Annotated in this window: 24 protein-coding genes; 2 read left to right on the plus strand and 22 right to left on the minus strand. The window is 54.5% G+C overall.

Translation table 11 applies throughout. From position 1 onward, the window contains the following. Positions 1-167: 167 nt before the first annotated feature. On the plus strand, positions 168-1520 hold the full coding sequence (gene yegD, locus J5224_RS03395; RefSeq protein WP_264624016.1) for a molecular chaperone: 1353 nt from the start codon (positions 168-170) through the stop codon (positions 1518-1520). Between the two features lie 41 nt (positions 1521-1561). Here the strand turns inward: yegD and J5224_RS03400 are convergent, their stop codons facing one another. The 21 genes from J5224_RS03400 to yceD form a co-directional block, all read right to left on the minus strand. Next, positions 1562-2101: a glycine zipper 2TM domain-containing protein gene (locus tag J5224_RS03400; protein WP_264624017.1), complete on the minus strand. Its 540-nt coding sequence runs from the start codon at positions 2099-2101 to the stop codon at positions 1562-1564. Positions 2102-2434: 333 nt separating this feature from the next. Continuing rightward, complete coding sequence (locus J5224_RS03405; protein WP_264624018.1) at positions 2435-3742, minus strand: NAD(P)/FAD-dependent oxidoreductase; 1308 nt, start codon at positions 3740-3742, stop codon at positions 2435-2437. Between the two features lie 298 nt (positions 3743-4040). Next, positions 4041-4583, minus strand: a complete 543-nt coding sequence (ycfP, locus tag J5224_RS03410) for an alpha/beta hydrolase YcfP (protein WP_264624019.1) — start codon at positions 4581-4583, stop codon at positions 4041-4043. A 150-nt stretch (positions 4584-4733) separates the two neighbouring features. Continuing rightward, positions 4734-5621, minus strand: coding sequence for a phosphotransferase (locus tag J5224_RS03415; protein WP_264624020.1), 888 nt, complete (start codon positions 5619-5621; stop codon positions 4734-4736). Beyond that, on the minus strand, positions 5581-6159 hold the full coding sequence (lpoB, locus tag J5224_RS03420; RefSeq protein WP_264624021.1) for a penicillin-binding protein activator LpoB: 579 nt from the start codon (positions 6157-6159) through the stop codon (positions 5581-5583). The genes J5224_RS03415 and lpoB overlap by 41 nt, the downstream gene beginning before the upstream one ends. 20 nt (positions 6160-6179) lie before the next feature. After that, on the minus strand, positions 6180-6566 hold the full coding sequence (locus J5224_RS03425) for a YcfL family protein (protein WP_264624022.1): 387 nt from the start codon (positions 6564-6566) through the stop codon (positions 6180-6182). A 4-nt stretch (positions 6567-6570) separates the two neighbouring features. Further along, a complete protein-coding gene (hinT, locus tag J5224_RS03430) occupies positions 6571-6921 on the minus strand; it encodes a purine nucleoside phosphoramidase (protein ID WP_264624023.1) in 351 nt (116 codons plus the stop codon). 185 nt (positions 6922-7106) lie between these two features. Next, the gene (gene ptsG, locus J5224_RS03435) at positions 7107-8540 is read right to left on the minus strand and encodes a PTS glucose transporter subunit IIBC (RefSeq protein WP_264624024.1); all 1434 of its coding nucleotides are present in this window, start codon (positions 8538-8540) and stop codon (positions 7107-7109) included. A 308-nt stretch (positions 8541-8848) separates the two neighbouring features. Then, positions 8849-9646, minus strand: coding sequence for a metal-dependent hydrolase (locus J5224_RS03440; protein ID WP_264624025.1), 798 nt, complete (start codon positions 9644-9646; stop codon positions 8849-8851). Positions 9647-9665: 19 nt separating this feature from the next. Beyond that, positions 9666-10679 carry a DNA polymerase III subunit delta' gene (holB, locus tag J5224_RS03445; RefSeq protein WP_264624026.1) on the minus strand — a complete coding sequence of 338 codons (1014 nt, stop codon included), beginning with the start codon at positions 10677-10679 and terminating at the stop codon, positions 9666-9668. A 2-nt stretch (positions 10680-10681) separates the two neighbouring features. After that, positions 10682-11350 carry a dTMP kinase gene (tmk, locus tag J5224_RS03450; protein WP_264624027.1) on the minus strand — a complete coding sequence of 223 codons (669 nt, stop codon included), beginning with the start codon at positions 11348-11350 and terminating at the stop codon, positions 10682-10684. Next, positions 11340-12365 (minus strand): endolytic transglycosylase MltG, encoded by a 1026-nt coding sequence (mltG, locus tag J5224_RS03455; protein ID WP_264624071.1) that lies wholly within the window; start codon positions 12363-12365, stop codon positions 11340-11342. Before mltG ends, tmk begins: the two co-directional genes overlap by 11 nt. Before the next feature lie 14 nt (positions 12366-12379). Beyond that, entirely contained in the window at positions 12380-13180 is an 801-nt protein-coding gene (gene pabC / locus J5224_RS03460; RefSeq protein WP_264624028.1) for an aminodeoxychorismate lyase, read from the minus strand. A gap of 196 nt (positions 13181-13376) precedes the next feature. After that, a complete protein-coding gene (fabF, locus tag J5224_RS03465; RefSeq protein ID WP_264624029.1) occupies positions 13377-14618 on the minus strand; it encodes a beta-ketoacyl-ACP synthase II in 1242 nt (413 codons plus the stop codon). A gap of 82 nt (positions 14619-14700) precedes the next feature. Beyond that, positions 14701-14937, minus strand: a complete 237-nt coding sequence (acpP, locus tag J5224_RS03470; protein WP_264624030.1) for an acyl carrier protein — start codon at positions 14935-14937, stop codon at positions 14701-14703. A gap of 154 nt (positions 14938-15091) precedes the next feature. Continuing rightward, on the minus strand, positions 15092-15826 hold the full coding sequence (gene fabG, locus J5224_RS03475; protein ID WP_264624031.1) for a 3-oxoacyl-ACP reductase FabG: 735 nt from the start codon (positions 15824-15826) through the stop codon (positions 15092-15094). Between the two features lie 13 nt (positions 15827-15839). Further along, a complete protein-coding gene (gene fabD / locus J5224_RS03480) occupies positions 15840-16769 on the minus strand; it encodes an ACP S-malonyltransferase (RefSeq protein ID WP_264624032.1) in 930 nt (309 codons plus the stop codon). Positions 16770-16787: 18 nt separating this feature from the next. Then, complete coding sequence (locus tag J5224_RS03485; protein WP_264624033.1) at positions 16788-17741, minus strand: beta-ketoacyl-ACP synthase III; 954 nt, start codon at positions 17739-17741, stop codon at positions 16788-16790. Positions 17742-17747: 6 nt separating this feature from the next. After that, positions 17748-18794, minus strand: coding sequence for a phosphate acyltransferase PlsX (gene plsX / locus J5224_RS03490; RefSeq protein ID WP_264624034.1), 1047 nt, complete (start codon positions 18792-18794; stop codon positions 17748-17750). Between the two features lie 29 nt (positions 18795-18823). Beyond that, on the minus strand, positions 18824-18994 hold the full coding sequence (gene rpmF, locus J5224_RS03495) for a 50S ribosomal protein L32 (RefSeq protein ID WP_009112338.1): 171 nt from the start codon (positions 18992-18994) through the stop codon (positions 18824-18826). A gap of 16 nt (positions 18995-19010) precedes the next feature. After that, complete coding sequence (yceD, locus tag J5224_RS03500; protein WP_264624035.1) at positions 19011-19532, minus strand: 23S rRNA accumulation protein YceD; 522 nt, start codon at positions 19530-19532, stop codon at positions 19011-19013. Positions 19533-19690: 158 nt separating this feature from the next. Between yceD and J5224_RS03505 the strand changes: the two genes are divergently transcribed. After that, complete coding sequence (locus J5224_RS03505; protein ID WP_264624036.1) at positions 19691-20290, plus strand: Maf family protein; 600 nt, start codon at positions 19691-19693, stop codon at positions 20288-20290. 61 nt (positions 20291-20351) lie between these two features. Here the strand turns inward: J5224_RS03505 and rluC are convergent, their stop codons facing one another. Continuing rightward, complete coding sequence (rluC, locus tag J5224_RS03510) at positions 20352-21305, minus strand: 23S rRNA pseudouridine(955/2504/2580) synthase RluC (protein WP_264624037.1); 954 nt, start codon at positions 21303-21305, stop codon at positions 20352-20354. Positions 21306-21463: the final 158 nt, after the last annotated feature.

Consider the following 21463-nt stretch of genomic DNA (forward strand, 5'->3'; position numbering starts at 1 on the left):
CTACTCTTGTTTAGCCACCACGGTGTGTAGGGTTGAAGATGACCACAAACCAAAAGCGCGACAATCGGATACGCAACCCCGTTTATCCTGAAAAAGATGTGCCTCTATACAAGCCGCTTTACACGCAGTAAAATCCCCGCCTTTTTCTTGTTACCGGGAGGGATAACATGTTTATCGGCTTTGACTACGGCACGGCCAACTGTTCCGTTGCACTGATGCAAAATGGCACGCCACGCCTGTTGCCACTGGAAAACAACTCTCCCTATCTCTCATCCATGCTGTGCGCGCCGACGCGTGAAGCCGTCAGCGAATGGTTGTGGCGTCATCATCACGTCGAGGCCGAAGGCGAAAATGCGCAACTGCTGAGACGTGCCATCAGCTACAACCGCGATGAAGATATTGTCGTTGAACCCCAGAGCGTACACTTTGGGCAAGCGGCGCTGGCACGTTATATGGATGACCCGCAAGAAGTGTGGTTCGTGAAGTCCCCCAAGTCTTTTTTAGGGGCGGTAGGGTTAAAAGCGCAGCAGATCGCCTTTTTTGAAGATCTGGTGTGCGCCATGATGCTGCATATTCGCCAGCAGGCGGAGCAACAGGCGGAAGATACCATCACGCAGGCGGTGATTGGTCGGCCAATCCATTTCCAAAGTATCGGTGGCGATGCGGCGGATAAGCAGGCACAGGACATTCTTGAGCGCGCCGCAACGCGCGCCGGATTTCGTGATATCGCCTTTCAGTTTGAGCCCGTCGCCGCCGGGCTGGATTTTGAAGCGACGCTACAGCAGGAAACGCGGGTGCTGGTGGTCGATATCGGCGGGGGAACTACCGACTGCTCGATGCTGTTGATGGGGCCTGCGTGGCACCGCAAGCAAGAGCGTCACGACAGTCTGCTAGGGCACAGCGGATGCCGTACCGGCGGCAACGATCTCGATATCCAACTGGCCTTCAAACAGTTTATGCCGCTGCTCGGTATGAATGGTATGACGGAAAAAGGCATCGCCTTGCCGACCTTGCCTTGGTGGAATGCGGTCGCCATTAACGATGTGCCAGCACAGAGTGCGTTTTACAACAATGCAACCCGTACACTGATCAACGAGATGATCCGCGATGCGCGTGAACCTGCACAGGTTAAACGTTTACTGAGCGTCTGGCAGCAGCGCTTGAGCTATCGCTTGGTGCAACAAGCAGAAGCCTGCAAAATTGCCTTATCCGATGCGCCCCTGACCGACGCCGCGCTGGCATTTATCGAAACCGCGCTGGCAACACGCGTCTCTGCCGACGAGATGGTGCAGGCGATTGCCCAACCCGTATCGCAGATTCAAACCCAGATTCGCCAGGCGTTGGATGACAGTGGAACACGTCCAGATGTCATCTATCTGACCGGTGGCAGCGCGCGCTCGCCGCAGTTGCGTCTGGCGGTACAACAAGCATTGCCTGATGTGTCTATCGCCAGCGGCGATGATTTTGGTTCCGTCACCGCCGGGTTGGCACGCTGGGCTGAATTATTGTTTCAGCGTTAAACGAGCAATGACACGCCCTGATGGGCGTGTCAGATTTCCACTTATGCCTTTTGATTCAGCACCAGTTGCCCATTTCTATCCAACGGGATTTGGGTGCCTGGATCGCGATCCATACGGATCTTGCCTTGCTGCGCGCCAATTTTGTAAGTGACATCATAGCCCAGTACTTTCTGGGATTTGTCATACACCGTCTGGCAACGCTGTTGCGTCGTGGAGTAGGTATCATTGTTCTGCATATGGCCCTGAACCTGATTGCCTGCATATCCACCCGCCAACGCCCCCGCCACCGTGGCAATATCCTTGCCTCGACCACCGCCGACCTGATGCCCCAATACGCCACCAGCCACCGCGCCAAGCACCGACCCCGCCAGACGATTCTCATCTTGCACCGGGCGACGGTGGGTTACGCTGACATCGCGGCACTCCTGACGCGGTGTTTTCACCGTTTCTTTAATGGGTGTTGCCGAGATTACCTGGGCAAACTGCGGCTCGGGTGAAAATACCTCCATGCTGGCTACCGCCGCTACGCCTAGAGCAGCAGCCACACCGATACCCACCCCCGCTAACATGGATTTGTTCACAGAAACCTCCTGAATGACCGCTCGCACCTGCTTTATTCGCTGTATTCATGAGCGTCAGGGGATGGTGCCCTTAACGTCGGTATCAGCCATTACAGCGTGCGTTGTTTCGTTGATAACTGGCAAAAGTGTGCATTCGAAGCGTAAACGTGACAATCAGATTAGTTAACCAAAAGCGTAGGTATGTTAATAAAATGCGGTTATTTGGGATTTTTCTTAGGGGGAATTGGCGTTAAGGCGAGATGTTATTCTGAGAGTAAAAAAGCGCTAAATTCTGGCCCTTCAGGACCGGAAAACGTGCCGCCCCAACCGGCAGCACGTTGTAGACCCCGTCGGTTAATGCAGTTTCAAACGCGGGCGAATCACGCGGTTAATACCGCCCACCAGCATCATCAACCCGGTTTTGGTGTAGCCGTGCAAGGCAATCTGGTGCATACGGTACAGTGAAATATACACCACGCGCGCAATGCGCCCTTCCACCATTACCGATCCACGCATCAGGTTACCCATCAGGCTGCCGACGGTGCTGAACTTGGACAGCGACACCAGCGAACCGTGATCCTTATAGACATAAGGCTTCAGCGCCTGACCGTTGAGCTGGGCGAGGATATTGTGATAGCAGCGCGTCGCCATCTGATGCGCCGCCTGGGCACGCGGCGGGACAACGCTGCCGCTCGGTTGCAGGCACGATGCGCAATCACCGATCGCATAGATGTTTGGATCGCGCGTGGTTTGCAGCGTCGGTTCCACCACCAGCTGGTTGATGCGGTTGGTTTCCAGACCAGCAATCTCTTTCATGGCATCAGGAGCTTTGATCCCTGCGGCCCACACCATCAAATCGGCTTCAATAAACTCGCCCTCTTTGGTGTGCAAACCACCGGGTTTCGCTTCCGTGACCATGGTTTTGGTCAGAACGCGTACACCGATATTGGTCAACTCCTGATGCGCGGCGGCAGAAATACGCGGTGGCAACGCGGGCAAAATGCGCTCCCCGGCTTCTACCAGCGTCACGTTCAGAGCCTGATTATCCAACCCGTCAAAACCATAGCTGTGTAGTTGCTTCACCGCATTATGCAGTTCCGCGGAGAGTTCTACCCCCGTCGCGCCACCGCCGACGATAGCAATGTTAACCTTTTCTTTATCGTCGTTAGTGTTTGAGGTGAATTTCAGAAACAGGTTGAGCATTTCATTGTGGAAACGGCGCGCCTGTTTGGGGCTGTCGAGAAAAATACAGTTGTCTTTGACGCCGGTGGTACCGAAGTCGTTAGAGATACTGCCCAGCGCAATCACCAAAATGTCATAGGGCAGCGAACGTTCCGCAACCAGCATTTCACCCTGATCGTTATCGATTTCGGCCAGTCGAATGCACTGACATTCACGATCGATGTCCATCAACGTGCCTAACTGAAAATGGAAACCGTGGTTACGTGCATGTGCCAGATAGCTCAGCGCGTCAATGTCATCATCCATCGAGCCTGTTGCCACTTCGTGCAGCAACGGTTTCCATAAATGACTTTGATTACGATCGACCAAGGTGATCTCAGCTTTGCTTTTGCGCCCCAGCTTATGACCCAGGCTGGTGGCTAATTCCAAACCGCCGGCTCCACCGCCGACAATAACAATTTTTTTAAGTGCTGATGTCAAAACGACCCCCTGATTGTGAACCAATAGTTAATAAGGCGTAAAAAATAATATCCTTATATTACATAGGGTTCTCATAAGTTAAATGCCAAATCTGTGGGAAGAATAGCACGCTAGGTCATTTGGTCATACCAAAATTGATATATATCAATTTATTTTTCATCCGCTTGATTCGCGGCAAAAAATTTCCTTTTGAATTCATCAAATTATTTTGCAGGTGCGGATATCAGTATAGGACACACGACGTTGGACGAGGAACGTCAAACGTCGTGACAGGGAAAAATGGGAGGGGGTATAGCGATCAGCCGAGCGTTTTAAACGCCTTAATGCGCTGAAGGTGCGGCGAGATACTCTTGAATTTATGCGTCTGAATGTCGTCCCAAATGACTTCGTAGAACGATCCCAACAGTGCAGCACTGCGCTGACTATCCAGCATTTCATCATTACGTGACAGCACGGTCAGACAGCGATCGCGATTCTTCTCGCGGAAATTAGCGACACACTTGGTGGCAATGTCCGCATACTCTTCGGGCCTGTCGATTTTTCCTACCATGTTCTCTTGCGGGAACAGGTTTGGATTAAAAATGACCTGGCGAATATCACATAGGAAGCCGATACGTTCGGCCCAAAAACCGCCCAGCCCGACACCACAAATCAGCGGACGCTCATCCTGTGCACGCTGAATCAGCTTGTCGACTTGTTTGAGCAAATGTTGCATGTCATGGCGGGGATGAAGCGTACTGTAACTCAGCAGCTCAACGTCCTGGTCAATAAACTGCAACTGCAACACTTTTTCATGGTTGCCAGGGCTAGTGGAATCAAAGCCATGCAAGTAGATAATCATCTGAACCTCATCCTCCGGATACGACCAACGTCAGACGTCGCCCTCTATCACAACAGGCAGACGCTTTTTGATAATACACCCGATGAATTGAGTCTGCATTGACCGATGACAGGTTATCTGGCGCGCAGGTGTGTAGCGTATTCGTCCGGATTACGCGTGTAGCCCGAGGGCTCGACGCGATGCCGAACCTGCCGCTAAAAACGCCGTTTGCCCCGTTTGATGCCAACACACCTCACACCACATCAGGATAAGATAATCGGCCCAGGGCAGCCACTGTTGAACCGATGCGTTCAACGCCTGCGCGCACAAACCGGGGCGCAACTGCTGGTAAGTCTGTAGCAAACGTCGCTGTGATGCAACGTCCAGCCCGTTGCCGCGCACCAACAGCGCCAGTTCCAGTCCAATATCACCATCGGCGGCGTATTCCCAATCGATAAGCAGCAGCGTTCCCTGCGGCGTGATCAAGACATTCTCGCTGTGCACATCAAGGTGCAAGGGTGCCCATGCGAGCTGGTCAGGCGGCGCAACGCGTTGAAAATGGTGGTGCCAGCGCAGTAACGCAGGCGTGCGCCGACGCGGATCCATGTGTTGCCAATGGCGGATAAACTGCATCGGTAAATTCAAACGAAAGCCACAGCAGGGCTGGCAGTGAAGCTGACTGAGCAGTTGTGCCAGCGATCCGTTTTCCAATACACAGGAAAAATCCTGCGCAGATGCCGTAGCCCCTGCCGCCCATTCCACAATGAGCCAACCGTCGCGGTACACCACAGGCTTCGGGGCCAAATGGCGTACTGAGAGTTGGCGTAACACCCGGTATTCACGCTGTCTGGATACGCCCAACTGCGCCGCCTCGGTGGTTTGCGGCCGCGCCAGCAGTTCACGATCGCCCACGCGAACGCGCCAGCAGCCGCGACCCGAACCGTTCACGGCATCGAAATGAAAACCGGCGGTATCAACCGCCGGAAAGCGTTGCGCAAGCAGACGTTCAAGCGCCACTTTACTGCTGGACGGCAGCATTTCCCGACCATACGATTTCACCGGTTTGCACCAGCATCAGTTGCATATCCAACTGCGGGGTTTTCACATCACCGCTGACATCGCTGTAGAGCACATACTGCGCGCTCACGTAGCGTGCCAGGCCAATCGCCTTCGTGCGCGAGCCCAGACTGTCCTCCGCCGATAACCCCAGCGTCTGTTTCGCAACGGCCACCTGTTCACGCGGCACCAGCGTGAACGCTTTTCCGTTCCCCAGCGCATCATAAATCGCCGCTGTCGCCTTCGCGACCGGCAGTGCGCCGTTGGTGTTGTTCTTCACGCTGTCAACCAGCAGGATACTGCCGGGCGCGACACCACTGGCCTGCCGCATTTGCGCCACTAATGGCCCGACGCTGCCTTCCCAGTTCAGTGTTTGAATTTTCGGCGGCGTAGGCACCGGCTGCCCCGGCGGCGGCGTGACCACTTCCGGCTGTGACGGTTGTACCGGTTCTATCTGCGCCGGTGGCTGTTGCTCTGGCGGACGGGTCATACATCCGGTCAACACCATTGCCCCGAACAGCAGCACAAGATACTTTTTCATGCTTTCCTCTCTAAACGCTTTTACAGAAACAGATGGAGGCGGACTTGCTGAACATTCTGCCCCTCGTGCGCGCCAGAAATACGCACTTCGCCCTGCGCCTGCACCAGAACGCTGCGCACCTCGTCATAAGGCAGCACATCTAACCCTTTTGCGTCATACCAGTAGAAGCGGTACTGCACCGCCACCGCCTGAGATGACGTATTGCGCAGCACCGCCCAAGCGCTTCCCCCCTCACTGCGCGTGGTCAGATCGGGTTTTGAGGCCGTGATCCCGGCGGACAACAGAGAGGCATCAAGCACGAGTGTTTGCCGCTCGTTGATGGTCAACACGGGCGGTGTGCTGGAACACGCGACGGCCCCCAACACCAACACAGCAGATAACAGGTTGCGCACAATCTGGATGTTCATCACGTTAGTCCGACAACAACGGCCCCAGAGGACGACCACCCAGCAGGTGCATATGAATATGATAGACTTCCTGGCCGCCATGGCGATTGCAGTTAACGATCAGACGATAGCCGTCTTCATCAATGCCCTCATCGCGCGCGATCTTGCTGGCGACAGTGAACAATCTTCCCAGTGCCTGTTCGTGCTCAGGCAAAACATCGTTTACAGTCGGAATCAATACGTTAGGCACGATCAAAACGTGCGTTGGCGTGCGAGGCGCGATATCACGAAAGGCCGTCACCAGTTCATCCTGATAGACGATGTCGGAAGGAATTTCCCGGCGGATAATTTTACTGAAAATGGTTTCTTCAGCCATGTTTGAGTTCCTTGTAAACGTGTAATGCCGAATGGTTACGGCAGTATGAGTGACACTTTCGGTTGCTTTCAACCTTCTTTCTGTTTTTTCTTGTTCAGATATTTGATTTGCGGCTTTTTCTGCGCAGGTCAGCACCCAATAAAAAAGGGAGCTTACGCTCCCTTTATCACTCCCCGGACAACGAATCAGTGATTACGGATGTACTCATCCATATCCGTTTTCAGGTTGTCAGACTTCGTACCAAAAATCGCCTGTACACCGGAGCCTGCAACCACAACGCCAGCTGCACCGAGTTTTTTCAGGCCTGCCTGATCCACTTTGGCGACATCGCCGACGCTGACGCGCAAACGCGTAATACAGGCGTCCAGATTGGTGATGTTTTCTTTGCCACCAAAGGCAGTTACCAGCGCCGCTGCCATTTCACTGTTGTTCTGCGCAGACTGTTCAGAGGTGCTCTCTTCACGGCCCGGCGTTTTCAGATTCAGTTTGGCAATCAGCACACGGAAGATGGTGTAGTAAGCCAGCGCGTAGCACAAGCCAACGATCGGGAACAGCCACAGATTGCTGCCGTTACCACTCAGCACCACGAAGTCGATCAAACCGTGGGAGAAGCTGGTGCCATCGCGCATGCCCAGCAGGATACAGATGGGGAACGCCAAACCTGCCAGAATGGCATGGATCACATACAGGATCGGTGCCACAAACAGGAAAGAGAACTCGATCGGTTCGGTGATCCCGGTCAGGAATGAGGTCAACGCCGCAGAGAGCATGATGCCGCCCACTTTAGCGCGATTCTCCGGCTTCGCGGAGTGCCAGATAGCAATCGCCGCCGCAGGCAGACCGTACATCTTGAACAGGAAGCCGCCCGCCAGTTTACCCGCGGTCGGGTCACCGGCCATGTAACGCGGAATGTCACCGTGGAACACTTGTCCCGCTGCGTTGGTGAATTCACCGATCTGCATCTGGAACGGTACGTTCCAAATATGGTGCAAACCAAACGGTACCAGTGAACGTTCAACAATACCGTACAGACCGAAGGCCAACACTGGGTTCTGATAAGCCGCCCAATGCGAGAACGTCTGGATTGCGGTCCCGACCGGTGGCCAGATAAAGGAGAGCGCCACACCGGTGATAATCGCCGTCAGGCCGGAGATAATCGGCACAAAGCGCTTACCGGCAAAAAAGCCCAGGTATTCCGGCAACTGGATGCGGTAAAAGCGGTTGAACATGTAGGCCGCAATGGCACCGGCGATGATCCCGCCGAGCACCCCAGTATCCGCCAGGTGTTCTTTGATGATCACTTCGGGCGGCAGTTGCAGCACCAATGGAGCCACCGCTGCCATCGTTTTCACCATAATACCGTAGGCAACAACGGCCGCCAGCGCGGAAACCCCATCATTATTGGTAAAACCGAGGGCTACGCCGATGGCGAAAATCAGTGGCATATTGGCGAATACGGAGTCACCCGCTTGCGCCATCACGCTAGAGACGATGGCCGGCAGCCAGCTAAAGTTTGCCGATCCGACGCCCAGCAGGATACCTGCAATGGGCAGTACGGAAACAGGCAGCATCAGCGACTTACCTACTTTTTGCAGGTTGGCAAATGCATTCTTGAACATAATTGAGTGTGCTCCTGAGTAATAGTGCTTTACGGCGTTATAGCAACAAAAGGCGGGGAGGATACCCTTTGTTATTTGAGGGATTTATCCCTCTTTTAATTTTTACGCAGAGTAAAATAAATGAATCATTCAATGTTTGACTGCTATCACGTTTCATCGCGCCAACAGGTCGAGCAGCGCACAAAATCGCTATTTCTGTACGATGCAGGCAGACAGGATCGCTGTCGCTGGCGGCGAAATCACCAACCAGCGCACAGGTGAGCGTCAATTAATTACGCGGCACAAAAAAACTCAGCCATTTTCAAACACTAGACGGCGGCGGTCAACCGCTGCGAATCGATGTGGAATAGGCGGGAGAAATTGTCTGTGGTAGCCGCCGCTAATTGTGCAATATCAACACCTTTTAGCACGGACAGATACTCGGCAACATCACGCACGTAGGCAGGCTGGTTCTCTTTGCCACGAAATGGCACCGGTGCCAACCATGGGGAGTCAGTTTCAACCAGCAGGCGATCCAGCGGAACAAAGCGGGCGACGTCCCGAAGTTCATCGGCATTGCGAAACGTCACAATGCCTGAAAACGAGATGTAGAACCCCATATCCAGCAGCGTGCGCGCCGTCGCGATATCCTCGGTGAAGCAGTGCAACACGCCACCACAGCGCTCTACCCCCTCTTCTTTCAGGATATCAAGGGTATCCTGACGTGCCGAACGGGTATGCACGATAACCGGTTTGTTTAATTCACAGCCAACGCGAATATGTTCGCGAAAGGAATCACGCTGCTGCGCCTGGGTTTCCGGCTGATAGTGGTAATCAAGGCCCGTTTCACCCATCGCCACCACGCGCGGATCGGCAGCAAGTTGGCGTAGCTCAGCATAATCATACGGTGCATCCTGATTAAGAGGATGCACACCGCACGAATAGGCCACTCCCGGTCGATCGCCGATCAGTTCACGCATGGTGCGAAAACCGGGCAGTGTGGTTGCCACCGCCAGCACAAAACCGACGTCACGCGCCCGCGCTTTGGCCAACACATCAGACACATCTTTATGCAGAGATTGATAATCCAGACCATCAAGGTGGCAGTGCGAATCCACTAATAACATGCTATTTACTCAACGCTTATCAAACAGAGAAAGGAGGGAGGGCATTCAGGCTTGCCGTTTGAAACCGTTGCTCCCATTCCAGCAGCACATCGGCCAGCAGGAGTTCACGGTTCACGCCTGTCACCGTCAGGAGTTGATGGCGGCAGCGCAGCCAACGCGCCAGCACCGCATCGATTTCCGCAGCGGGTAATTGGTTGGCTAACAGCGCTATCAGCGCATCCTGATCGAGGTTAACGCGCGCGCTAGCAGCGCCACGCTGTATTTTTAATGCATCTAGCAGTAGCGAGGACAGCCAGTGAATACGCTCCGGTGCGTCTTCGTGGTTCAGTTGCGGCAACAACGAATAAAACGCACGCGCGGGTACCGCATTTGCCAGCGCCTGACATAATGCCGTGCGCTGACGTGCGGTATCGTCTTGCAGCAAGTGCTCAGCCGCCAGCGGTGCACCCGCCTGTAAACGCAGCGCAGTTTGTAGCGCCTGCGCAGATGCAGGGTGTCGTTTATTGAGCCAGACAACGCTCTGCGCTTCGTCAGGCGTAGGCAGATAAAGGTGCAGGCAACGGCTGCGCAACGTCGCCAACAACCGCATTGGCTCATGGCAACCGAGCAGAAAATAGGTCGCTTCTGGCGGTTCTTCCAGGGTTTTTAACAATGCGTTGGCTGCTGCTTCGGTCAACTGTTCGCTGTTTTCAATCCACACCAGCTTCGCACCGCCCTGCCGTGAACGCTGATAGAGGTTTTCCAATACGCTGCGTATCGCATCAACCCCTAACGTCTGTTTGCCTTTTTCCGGGCTGAGGGCATACCAGTCTGGGTGCGTACCTGCCATCATCAATTTACAGGAATGACACTCTCCGCAGCTCTTCATGCCCTCAGGCTTCTGGCACAGCACACGGCGGGATAACGCATACACCAGCGATTCACGCCCCATACCCGGCAGCGCGTGCAGCAATACTGCATGGTGCGCTCGCCCCTCCTGATATCCCTCAATCAGTTGCCGATAGGGCCCATTCAGCCAGGGATACCATTCCATGCTTAGCGCTCCTGTACCGACAACGGCACAGCATCTTGTGTCTGTTGCTGACCAAGCCACCGCACCAGTGCGGTTTCAATATCCACACTCACCTTCTCCAGCGACTGCGAGGCATCAATGGTAACGATAGTAGCATCGGCGGCAGCCAGCGCTTGATAGCGCGCGCGGGTGCGGGCGAAGAAATCCAGCGATTCCTGCTCAATACGATCGAGCGCACCGCGCTGGCGCGCGCGCGCCAATCCCTGTTCCGGCGGGATATCCAGGTACAGGGTAAGATCGGGGCGAAACGCGCCCAGCACGGTATCACGCAGTGACTGCATGAGCTGTTGATCCATACCGCGCCCGCCGCCCTGATAAGCCTGCGAGGAGAGATCGTGGCGATCGCCAATCACCCAACTACCACGCGCCAACGCGGGTTTGATGACATTCTCCACTAACTGTACGCGCGCGGCATAAAGCATCAATAATTCCGCTTTATCCGTGATTCTCTCATCATCGGCACCTTGTTTTATCAGGCCACGCAGCCGCTCGGCCAATGGTGTACCACCCGGTTCACGGGTAAAGACCACATCCTGCACGCCGTGCGCCCGTAAGGTTGCCAATACGGTGTTCTGCGCACTGGTTTTGCCTGCGCCTTCCAATCCTTCAATCACGATAAATTTACTGTTCATCCCGGTCCTTCAGCGTTGAGCGGTACGCGCGCACTGCACGGTTATGATCGGCAAGGTTGGTCGTGAAACGGTGTCCTCCCTTCCCGTCCGCCACAAAATAAAGATAATCTGTTTTTGCCGGATGCGCAGCGGCTTCAAGGGCAGCTCGGCTCGGCATGGCGATCGGGGTCGGCGGCAACCCGGCAATCACATAAGTATTATACGGCGTGGCGGTATCCAACGCGCTACGCGTTATCACACCACGATAATCCTCACCCATACCATAAATCACGGTAGGGTCGGTTTGCAGGCGCATGCCAGCGCGTAGACGGTTGACAAATACCGACGCGACCTGAGGACGTTCTTCTTTGACCGCCGTCTCTTTTTCCACGATGGAGGCCATGGTCAACAGTTCTTCCGGCGACGCATAGGGCAACCCCGCCTCACGGTTTTTCCACACCCCGTCCACCACACTACGCATGCGATGATGCGCGCGCAGCAGCAGATCGCTATCACGTGTGCCTGCGGTGTAGAGGTAGGTGTCAGGATAGAGCCAGCCTTCCGGGCTCTCTGCTTCTTTAATATCCAGCAGTGCAGCAATCTCTTGCGGCGTTTTATCCTGCACGCTGTGTGTCAGGTAGGGTGCAGTTTTCAACGTGTCTAACCAATCGCGCAGTCGCGATCCTTCGACAAAACGAATAGAGAATTGCGCCTCTTTACCGCTCGCCAGCAACGCCAGCATCTCCCGTACCGTCATGCCCGGCATAAAACGGTAGGTCCCTGCTTTAAACTTTGCCAATTCGGGCTCCGCACGCAGCAGCCACTGAAACAGCACCGTTGGCGGGATCACCTGCTGTTCGGTCAGCGCCGTTTCCAGCGCTTCTCTGCCGGTTCCGGCTGGGAGGGTAAAAATGGTTTCCTGTTCAATCAATAGCGGTGAACGGGCAAACTGTTGCAGGTTATGCCATGCGGCGCCGAGTGCCGAGGCGAGTACTATCACCAGCAGCAGGAAAAATAGCGTCTTCTTTCTTTTCATCATTCAACCATCGACTAACCGTTAGGGCTCAGTAGTTGGTACAACGCTCTGGAGCGATAACACCAGGTATCAATTTGATTGACCGGAAGCACCGGCATCAATGCATTACAAACAAACACTTCATCGGCATCGGCGAGCGTCGTCACGGGTTCACGCACCACCTGTAGCTGATAATCGGGGTATTGGGACAAGCAGGCCATCACCTGCTGACGCGCAACCCCGCTCACCCCCGCGACGGACAAATCAGGCGTAAATACCTGACAGCCCTTGCGCCAAAACAAATTGGCCGCACAGCATTCCACCAGGCAGCCCTCAGTGTCAAGCACCACCACGTCATCGACACCTTGCGCTTCCATCTCCTGGCGTATCAGGATCTGCTCCAGTCGGTTCAGGTGTTTAATGCCCGCCAAGCGTGGATTTTGCCCCAACGTGACCGGACTGATGCCAAGGGAGATGCCCTGCTTGCGCCATTCGGTGTAGTGAGCAGGATAGCCCGTCTGCATGACAATACGTGTCGGTTCGCTGCACGACAGCGTGCTGTAACCGCGTCCGCCGCTGCCACGGGTTACGATAGTTTTCACTACGCCTTGCTCTACGCCCTGCGCCGCCCGTTCCATTTCGGCTTGCAGTGTATCCCATGCCATAAACGGAATATGCAAGCGCGCGGTGTCCTGACGTAATCGCGCCATATGCAATGGCAACCACACGATCTTGCCTTCCAGCACGCGTGCGGTGGTAAAGCAGCCATCACCATACTGGAGGCCACGATCGGTAACGGCTATCTGCGCTTGCGCCTGGCCATTTATCCACAACATACGCTGCCCTCACCCAACGGGTTCATGAACACCGATGCCAACAACGCTGGGGTAGTGGCAACGGCGTGACGTTCAGAGTGCCAGTAACCCATCACGGCAACAAGTGGTGCGTTCTGAATTTTACGCTGCCCACAACGGTGGGAGACAGGCAAAAAAAAACCCGGTTACCCGGGTTTTTAGCGGTATCGACGCACTATTACACGCGGCGGAACACCAGTGAACCGTTAGTGCCGCCAAATCCGAAGGAGTTACACAGTGTGTATTCCATACCGGAAACCTGACGTGCTTCATGCGGTACAAAATCCAAGTCGCAACCTTCGTCCGGGTTATCCAGATTGATGGTCGGCGGAACCGCCTGATCGCGCAGCGCCAGCGCCGTGAAAATGGATTCCACCGCACCCGCAGCCCCTAACAGGTGGCCGGTCATGGATTTGGTTGAGCTTACCATTACGCGGCTCGCTTGTTCACCAAACACCGATTTCACAGCGTGCGTTTCCGCCAGATCGCCCGCAGGCGTTGAAGTGCCATGCGCGTTGATGTACCCAATCTGGGCCGGAGTGATACCCGCATCGCGCAAAGCGTTTTCCATCGCCAACGCTGCGCCAGCGCCGTTTTCCGGCGGTGACGTCATGTGATAGGCATCGCTGCTCATGCCGAAGCCAACGATTTCGGCGTAAATTTTCGCGCCGCGTTTCTTCGCATGCTCATACTCTTCCAGCACCATGATCCCGGCGCCGTCACCCAGCACGAAACCGTCACGATCTTTATCCCACGGACGGCTTGCCGCCTGAGGATTGTCGTTACGCGTGGACAGTGCACGGGCTGCGCCAAATCCACCAACGCCCAGAGGCGTACTGGCTTTTTCCGCGCCGCCAGCCAGCATAATATCTGCATCGTTGTAAGCAATGATGCGCGCCGCATGGCCAATATTATGCACGCCAGACGTACAGGCAGTGGCAATGGAAATACTCGGACCACGCAGTCCGAACATGATGCTCAGATGCCCTGCCACCATGTTAACAATGGTGGAAGGGACAAAGAACGGGCTGATTTTACGCGGACCGCCGTTCACCAGTGAACTGTGGTTCTCTTCAATGAGACCCAGGCCACCAATGCCGGAACCGATCGCCGCACCGAAGCGCGCCGCGTTTTCTTCCGTCACTTCAATACCGGAATCGCGCATGGCGTTAATGCCAGCAGCAATGCCGTATTGGATAAAGGCATCCATCTTGCGCGCTTCTTTGCGCGAGATGAAATCCTCACTATTGAAATCCTTTACTAAGCCAGCAAAACGGGTTGCATAGGCAGTAGTATCGAAATGGTCGATCGGGCCGATGCCACTCTGACCGGCAAGAAGAGCAGTCCAGGTGGACTCAACTGTATTGCCGACAGGAGTTAACATGCCCAGTCCGGTCACAACTACACGACGCTTAGACACGCTTGTCCTCCAGGGAGGGAAAATATGACACTGCGGGACAAAGAAAACTTAGGCGGTCGAGTGACCGCCTAGATATGTTCGCTTACTGCTGGTTAGCCTGAATAAAATCAATGGCTGCCTGAACAGTTGTGATTTTTTCTGCTTCTTCGTCTGGAATTTCAGTATCAAATTCTTCTTCCAGCGCCATTACCAGTTCAACGGTGTCAAGAGAATCCGCGCCGAGGTCATCAACGAAGGAAGCGTTGTTAACCACTTCTTCCGATTTAACACCAAGCTGTTCAACGATGATTTTCTTAACGCGTTCTTCGATAGTGCTCATACTCTTAAATTTCCTATCAAAACTCGCTTTCGCGATGGTTTTCGTAGTGTATAAAATGTTGAAAAAGATGCAACAAAATCCCGGCTGGTCTAACCACGATTTTGTGCTATTTTGCGGTTTTCACCGCAAATAACGCAAATAAATTCCGAGCTATTTAGATCATATACATGCCGCCGTTGACATGCAATGTCTCACCCGTAATATAACCAGCCTCATCGGAGGCCAAAAAAGCAACAGCACTGGCGATCTCTTTCGCGTCCCCAAGACGGTTCGCGGGAACCTGGCTCAAAATGCCTGCACGTTGTTCTTCTGTCAATGCCTTCGTCATATCGGTTTCGATAAAACCTGGCGCAACCACATTGACCGTAATGCCGCGTGAGGCCACTTCACGCGCCAGCGACTTGCTAAAACCGATCAGGCCCGCTTTCGCTGCCGCGTAGTTCGCCTGTCCGCCGTTCCCCATGGTTCCGACGACGGAGCCTATGGTAACGATACGGCCAAAGCGTTTTTTCATCATGGCGCGTAACACCGCTTTTGACAGACGGAATACCGATGTCAAATTAGTGTCGATAATATCTTGCCACTCGTCGTCTTTCATTCGCATCAACAGGTTATCACGCGTAATGCCGGCGTTGTTGACCAAAATATCGATTTCACCGAAATCCGCACGAATCGCTGTCAATACGGCCTCAACGGACGCCTGATCGGCGACATTGAGCATATAGCCTTTGCCATTGGCACCCAACCACTCGCTGATGGCTTGCGCGCCATTTTCGCTGGTCGCGGTTCCCACCACGGTGGCACCGCGTGCCACCAGCGTTTCTGCTATCGCACGGCCAATACCGCGGCTTGCGCCTGTTACCAGGGCAATTTTTCCTTCAAAGCTCATGGTACTCTCCGTTTTATTGTTCCAGGGCCGCAGACAGTGAAGCCGGATCGTTAACCGCCGCCGCACTCAGGGTATCAACGATACGTTTTGTCAGCCCGGTCAACACTTTGCCTGGCCCCACTTCCAGCAAGCGCTCAACGCCCTGCGCTGCAACGTTGGAAACACACTCGGTCCAGCGCACTGGGCTGTAAAGCTGTTTCACCAGCGCCGCACGGATGGCATCGGGATCGGTTTCGCTACGCGCATCAACGTTGTTAATCACTGGAATGGCTGGCGTAGTAACTGTAATCGTTTTTAACGCCTCTGCCAGTTTTTCTGCCGCAGGTTTCATCAACGCGCAGTGAGAAGGCACACTCACCGGCAACGGCAACGCACGCTTGGCCCCGGCAGCTTTGCAAGCCGCACCGGCACGCTCAACGGCTTCTTTGTTACCCGCGATCACGACCTGACCCGGTGAGTTAAAATTCACCGGAGAAACCACCTGCCCCTCGGCAGACGCTTCACAGGCAGCAGCAATGGCATCGTTATCCAGACCAATGATAGCGTACATCGCGCCCGTCCCTTCCGGCACGGCTTCCTGCATCAGTTTTCCGCGCAGTTCAACCAGACGCACCGCTTCCTGAAAGTCCAGAGCGCCAGCGCACACCAGCGCCGAATATTCGCCCAGACTGTGCCCTGCCATCAGCGCGGGCTGTTTGCCGCCCTGCTGCTGCCACACCCGCCAAATCGCGACCGACGCCGTCAGCAGTGCCGGTTGAGTTTGCCAGGTTTTATTCAGTTCTTCCGCCGGGCCTTGTGCAGTGAGCTGCCACAGGTCGTAACCCAATACCTCAGAAGCCTGAGCAAAGGTGTCTTGTACTACCGGGTATTCTGCCGCCAGCTCAGCCAGCATGCCGACTGTCTGGGACCCTTGCCCCGGAAATACCATTGCAAATTGCGTCATATTAAACGTCCCGTTTGATCAAAAACGAACCAGCGCAGAACCCCAGGTGAACCCGCCGCCAAAGGCTTCCAGCAGGATCAACTGACCGGGTTTTATCCGCCCATCGCGCACTGCTTCATCCAGCGCGCTGGGAACGGAAGCGGCCGACGTATTGCCGTGGCGATCGAGTGTCACCACAACCTTGTCCATGCCCATACCCAATTTTTTCGCCGTAGCACTGATGATACGCAGGTTAGCCTGGTGCGGCACCAGCCAGTCCAGCTCGCTCTTATCGAGCTGTGCAGCATGCAGCGTTTCTTCAACGATATGCGCCAGTTCCGTCACGGCAACTTTAAACACTTCGTTGCCCGCCATGGTCAGGTAGGCCGGTTGATCCTGATGCGCACGATCCTGATGAGGCAGCGTCAACAGTTGACCATAGCGGCCATCTGCATGCAGGTGGGTTGACAGGATGCCGGGTTGTTCCGACTGGCCCAACACGACCGCGCCCGCGCCGTCACCAAACAGAATGATCGTGCCGCGATCGGCAGGATCCAGCGTGCGCGCCAGCGTGTCTGAGCCAATCACCAGCGCGTAATCTACCGCACCGTTTTTAATGTATTGATCGGCAATGCTGAGCGCATAGGTAAACCCTGCGCAAGCCGCAGCGACGTCAAAGGCGATGGTATCGCGGATCTCCAGCATCTGCTGAACCTGGCAAGCCGCACTCGGAAACGCGTGCGTAGAGGACGTGGTTGCCACAATCAGCAAGCCAATTTTGTCCTTATCGATGCCCGCCATCTCCAGCGCATTCAGCGCGGCCTGATGTCCCATGGTCGCCACGTTTTCATCCGGCCCGGCAATGCGGCGCTCACGGATACCGGTGCGCGTCACAATCCATTCATCGGAAGTGTCGACCAATTGTTCTAAATCAGCGTTCGTCCTGATTTGTTCAGGCAAAAAACTGCCCGTTCCGATTATTTTAGTATACATGTACGCTCAGTCACTCTTGGGTAATACAGTTTTCAGGCGCGCCGCAATCCTGTCGGGAAGTTGCCGCTGCACCGCCTGCATTGCCTGTTCGATAGCGACGGCAAACGCCCGTTGATTCGCCGCGCCATGGCTTTTTATCACGGTGCCCCGCAGCCCTAACAGACATGCGCCATTATATTGATCAGGATTGAGATGACCGAACCGTTTCGCCAATCGTCTTTGGATAAAACGGCCGATCAACGTGAGCCACCACGCCTGCTTCGCTTTACGTCCAACATCGGTTGACGACGATTTGAGCAGTGACAGGAACATCCTTACCACGCCTTCCATCGTCTTCAATGTGACATTACCCACAAAGCCGTCACAGACCATCACGTCGGTTTTGCCCGTCAGTAACTCATTGCCTTCAAGGTAACCAATATAGTTAATCGAGGGCGTATTCTTTAACTGCGCGGCCGCATCGCGAATCGCGGCCAGGCCTTTGGTCTCTTCTTCGCCGATGTTCAGCAGGGCAACGCGCGGATTGTCCAGCGAGAGCACTTCTTCGGCCATCACTGAACCCATCACGGCAAACTGTACCAATTGCGCGCTATCACACTCGACGTTGGCACCCAAATCCAGCAACACCGTTTTGCCCTGCTGCTGATGCGGCAACATTGTCACCAAAGCAGGACGATCGATACCTTCCAACGGCTTGAGCAGCAGTTTCGCCAGTCCCATTAAGGCACCGGTATTTCCTGCACTCACGCACGCCTGTGCCCTACCCGTTTTAATCAGTTCCAGCGCAATGCGCATCGACGTACCACGGCTGGCACGGATCGCCTGCGACGGACGCGCATCACTCGCAATAACCGATTCAGCCGGCACAATTTCCAACCGGGACAGTAAAGCAGAATCGACTTTGGCGAGTAATGGATGAAGCGCAGCGGGATCGCCGACCAATAACAAGTGAAGACCCGGATTAGAAGCCAGTGCCTGCAATGCAGCAGGCACCGTTACGCAGGGACCGACGTCCCCGCCCATTGCATCTAACGCCAGTGTGAGGCGTGTCAAGGTATTGCCTTGCTAATAATTCGCGAGAATTATTTGGCAATAACCTTGCGACCGCGGTAGTAGCCATCCGCAGTGATGTGGTGACGCAGATGAGTTTCGCCAGAAACTTTGTCTACGGAAACAGAAGAGGTGGTCAGCGCATCGTGAGCACGACGCATACCACGTTTGGAACGGCTAGGTTTGTTCTGTTGTACGGCCATGGACCTTACTCCTTAATTACTTACGCTTTAAACTGGCTAATACGGCAAACGGGTTCGGTTTCTCCACCTCTTCAGGCAGTTTACCGAACACCATGTCCGCTTCGGACACTTCACAGTGTTCAGAATCATGTACCGGAGCGATGGGCAGTACGAGAATAATCTCATCTTCAACCATCGCCAGCAAATCGACCTCGCCAAACTCATCGACATCGATTGGCTCATACGCTTCCGGCAGAGCCTCTGCCTGCTCGTCATTGACGACAGGACTGAAACAAAATGTGGTGTGAATCTGATGTTCGAACGGCTTTTGGCAGCGCTGGCACATCAGCGTAACGTCCACTTGTGCACTGCCGTTAATCACCGCCAGGCGCTGATTATCGATATTAAACGATAAAGAGACCTGAACATCACTATCCACACTGACCACAGACTCGGCAACGCGCGCAACTTGTTCAACCGTGTAGACACCAACATAGTCTAAACGTTTTTGAGCCGTGCGAACCGCATCCAGGGTCAGGGGTAATTTTACCTTTTGCATAGGGCGCGCATATTAACGTCGTAACGACATAGAGTCAAAGGAAAAGGCGGCGTTGTCTTACTATTTTATCAAGATTCGCGATCGCCCAGATTCGCTTTCACAGCGGCGCACAGTGTAAAATGCCTTTTTTGATTACGCTACGGTTTATCGTAAAAATTATGTCTCAGATTGTGCTTGCCTCTACCTCCACTTACCGTAAAAGCCTGCTCGCCAAGCTGGGGCTGCCTTTTCAGTGTGCCAATCCTGATATCGATGAAACCCCACATCCGCAAGAAAACGCCCTCGCGCTGGTTGAGCGCTTAGCACGGGAGAAAGCGCAAGCGCTGGCTACCCGCTATCCCTCACACCTGATCATCGGCGGCGATCAAGTCTGCGTGCTTAACGGTGTCATTACCGGAAAACCGCTGATACCGGAAAATGCGGCGCAGCAGTTACGTCAGGCCAGCGGTAATTGCGTCACCTTTTATACCGGTTTGGCGCTGCTCAACAGCACCAGCGGTGTGTTGCAATCGCTGGTTGAACCCTTTGACGTGCATTTTCGTGCGCTGAGTGAAGAAGAGATTGCAGCCTATCTGGCGCGAGAGCAGCCTTGGCACTGTGCAGGCAGTTTCAAAAGTGAAGGATTGGGTATCACCCTGTTTGATAAACTGTCCGGACGCGATCCGAATACGCTGGTTGGCCTGCCGTTAATTGCGCTGTGCGACATGCTGCGCGGTGAAGGCGTCAATCCATTAACGTCAGTTGGGTTGGGTGAATGAAGCAATAAAAACAAAAACGCCAGCGCAAAGCTGGCATTTTTACGGTAAAACACGGCGGGTATTATTTCTGCTGCCGCAACACCTGTAAGCAGTGGCGCAATGCAGCATCAAGCGGCGCTTCGACACGCATCATCTCACCGGTGCCGGGATGCTCAAAGCTCAACGACTGCGCATGCAAGAACAAACGCGACAGCCCGGTGGCAGCCAGTTGCCGGTCAAATTCTCTGTCACCATAGCGATCGTCAAACGCAATAGGGTGGCCCGCATGTTGCGTATGCACACGGATCTGATGGGTGCGCCCCGTCACTGGGCTGGCACGCACCAGCGTCGCCTGCTCAAAGCGCTCCTCCACCTTGAAACGGGTTTCCGAGGGTTTCCCTTCGCTACTGACACGCACCACGCGCTCACCGCTTTGCAAGATATTCTTTAACAGCGGTGCCTGCACCACTTTGCAATGGGATTGCCACTGACCGCGTACCAGTGCCAGATAATTTTTCTGCATGCCCTTAAGCCGCAGTTGCTCATGCAGCGCACGCAGCGCCGACCGTTTTTTTGCGATCAGCAATACGCCTGACGTATCGCGATCGAGCCGGTGCACCAACTCCAGAAAGCGCGCTTCAGGCCGCAGCGCGCGCAGCCCTTCAATGACGCCAAAACTCAGCCCGCTGCCGCCATGTACCGCCGTGCCGGAGGGTTTATTGAGCACGATCAGGCTGTCATCTTCATACAGAATGCAATCGGCCAATGCGGCCACTTTACCGAGACTGGCAGACACCGCGGGTTCATCACGTTCCGCGACGCGCACGGGCGGAACGCGCACCACATCGCCATCCAGTAGCTTATATTCCGGCTTGGTACGTTTTTTGTTCACACGCACCTCACCTTTACGCAAGATGCGGTAAATCATACTTTTCGGCACGCCTTTCAGCCGCGCCAGCAAAAAGTTGTCGATACGCTGCCCTGCTTCATCGGCAGAAACTGCGATAAATTGTACTGATGGATTCTCTGTTTTCATGATGCGCGATTCTAAATAGCCCGTGCAGATAGCGCCACTCCTTTTTATGTGCTTAACTGTCTGTCAGGTACTTTATGGGCTGTTACCGAGATATTGGGCCAACTGATTGCTATCAAACGTGCGGACTTCAGTCATACTGCTCGCACATGTGATTAAAA

The sequence above is a fragment of the Candidatus Symbiopectobacterium sp. NZEC135 genome (assembly GCF_025962695.1).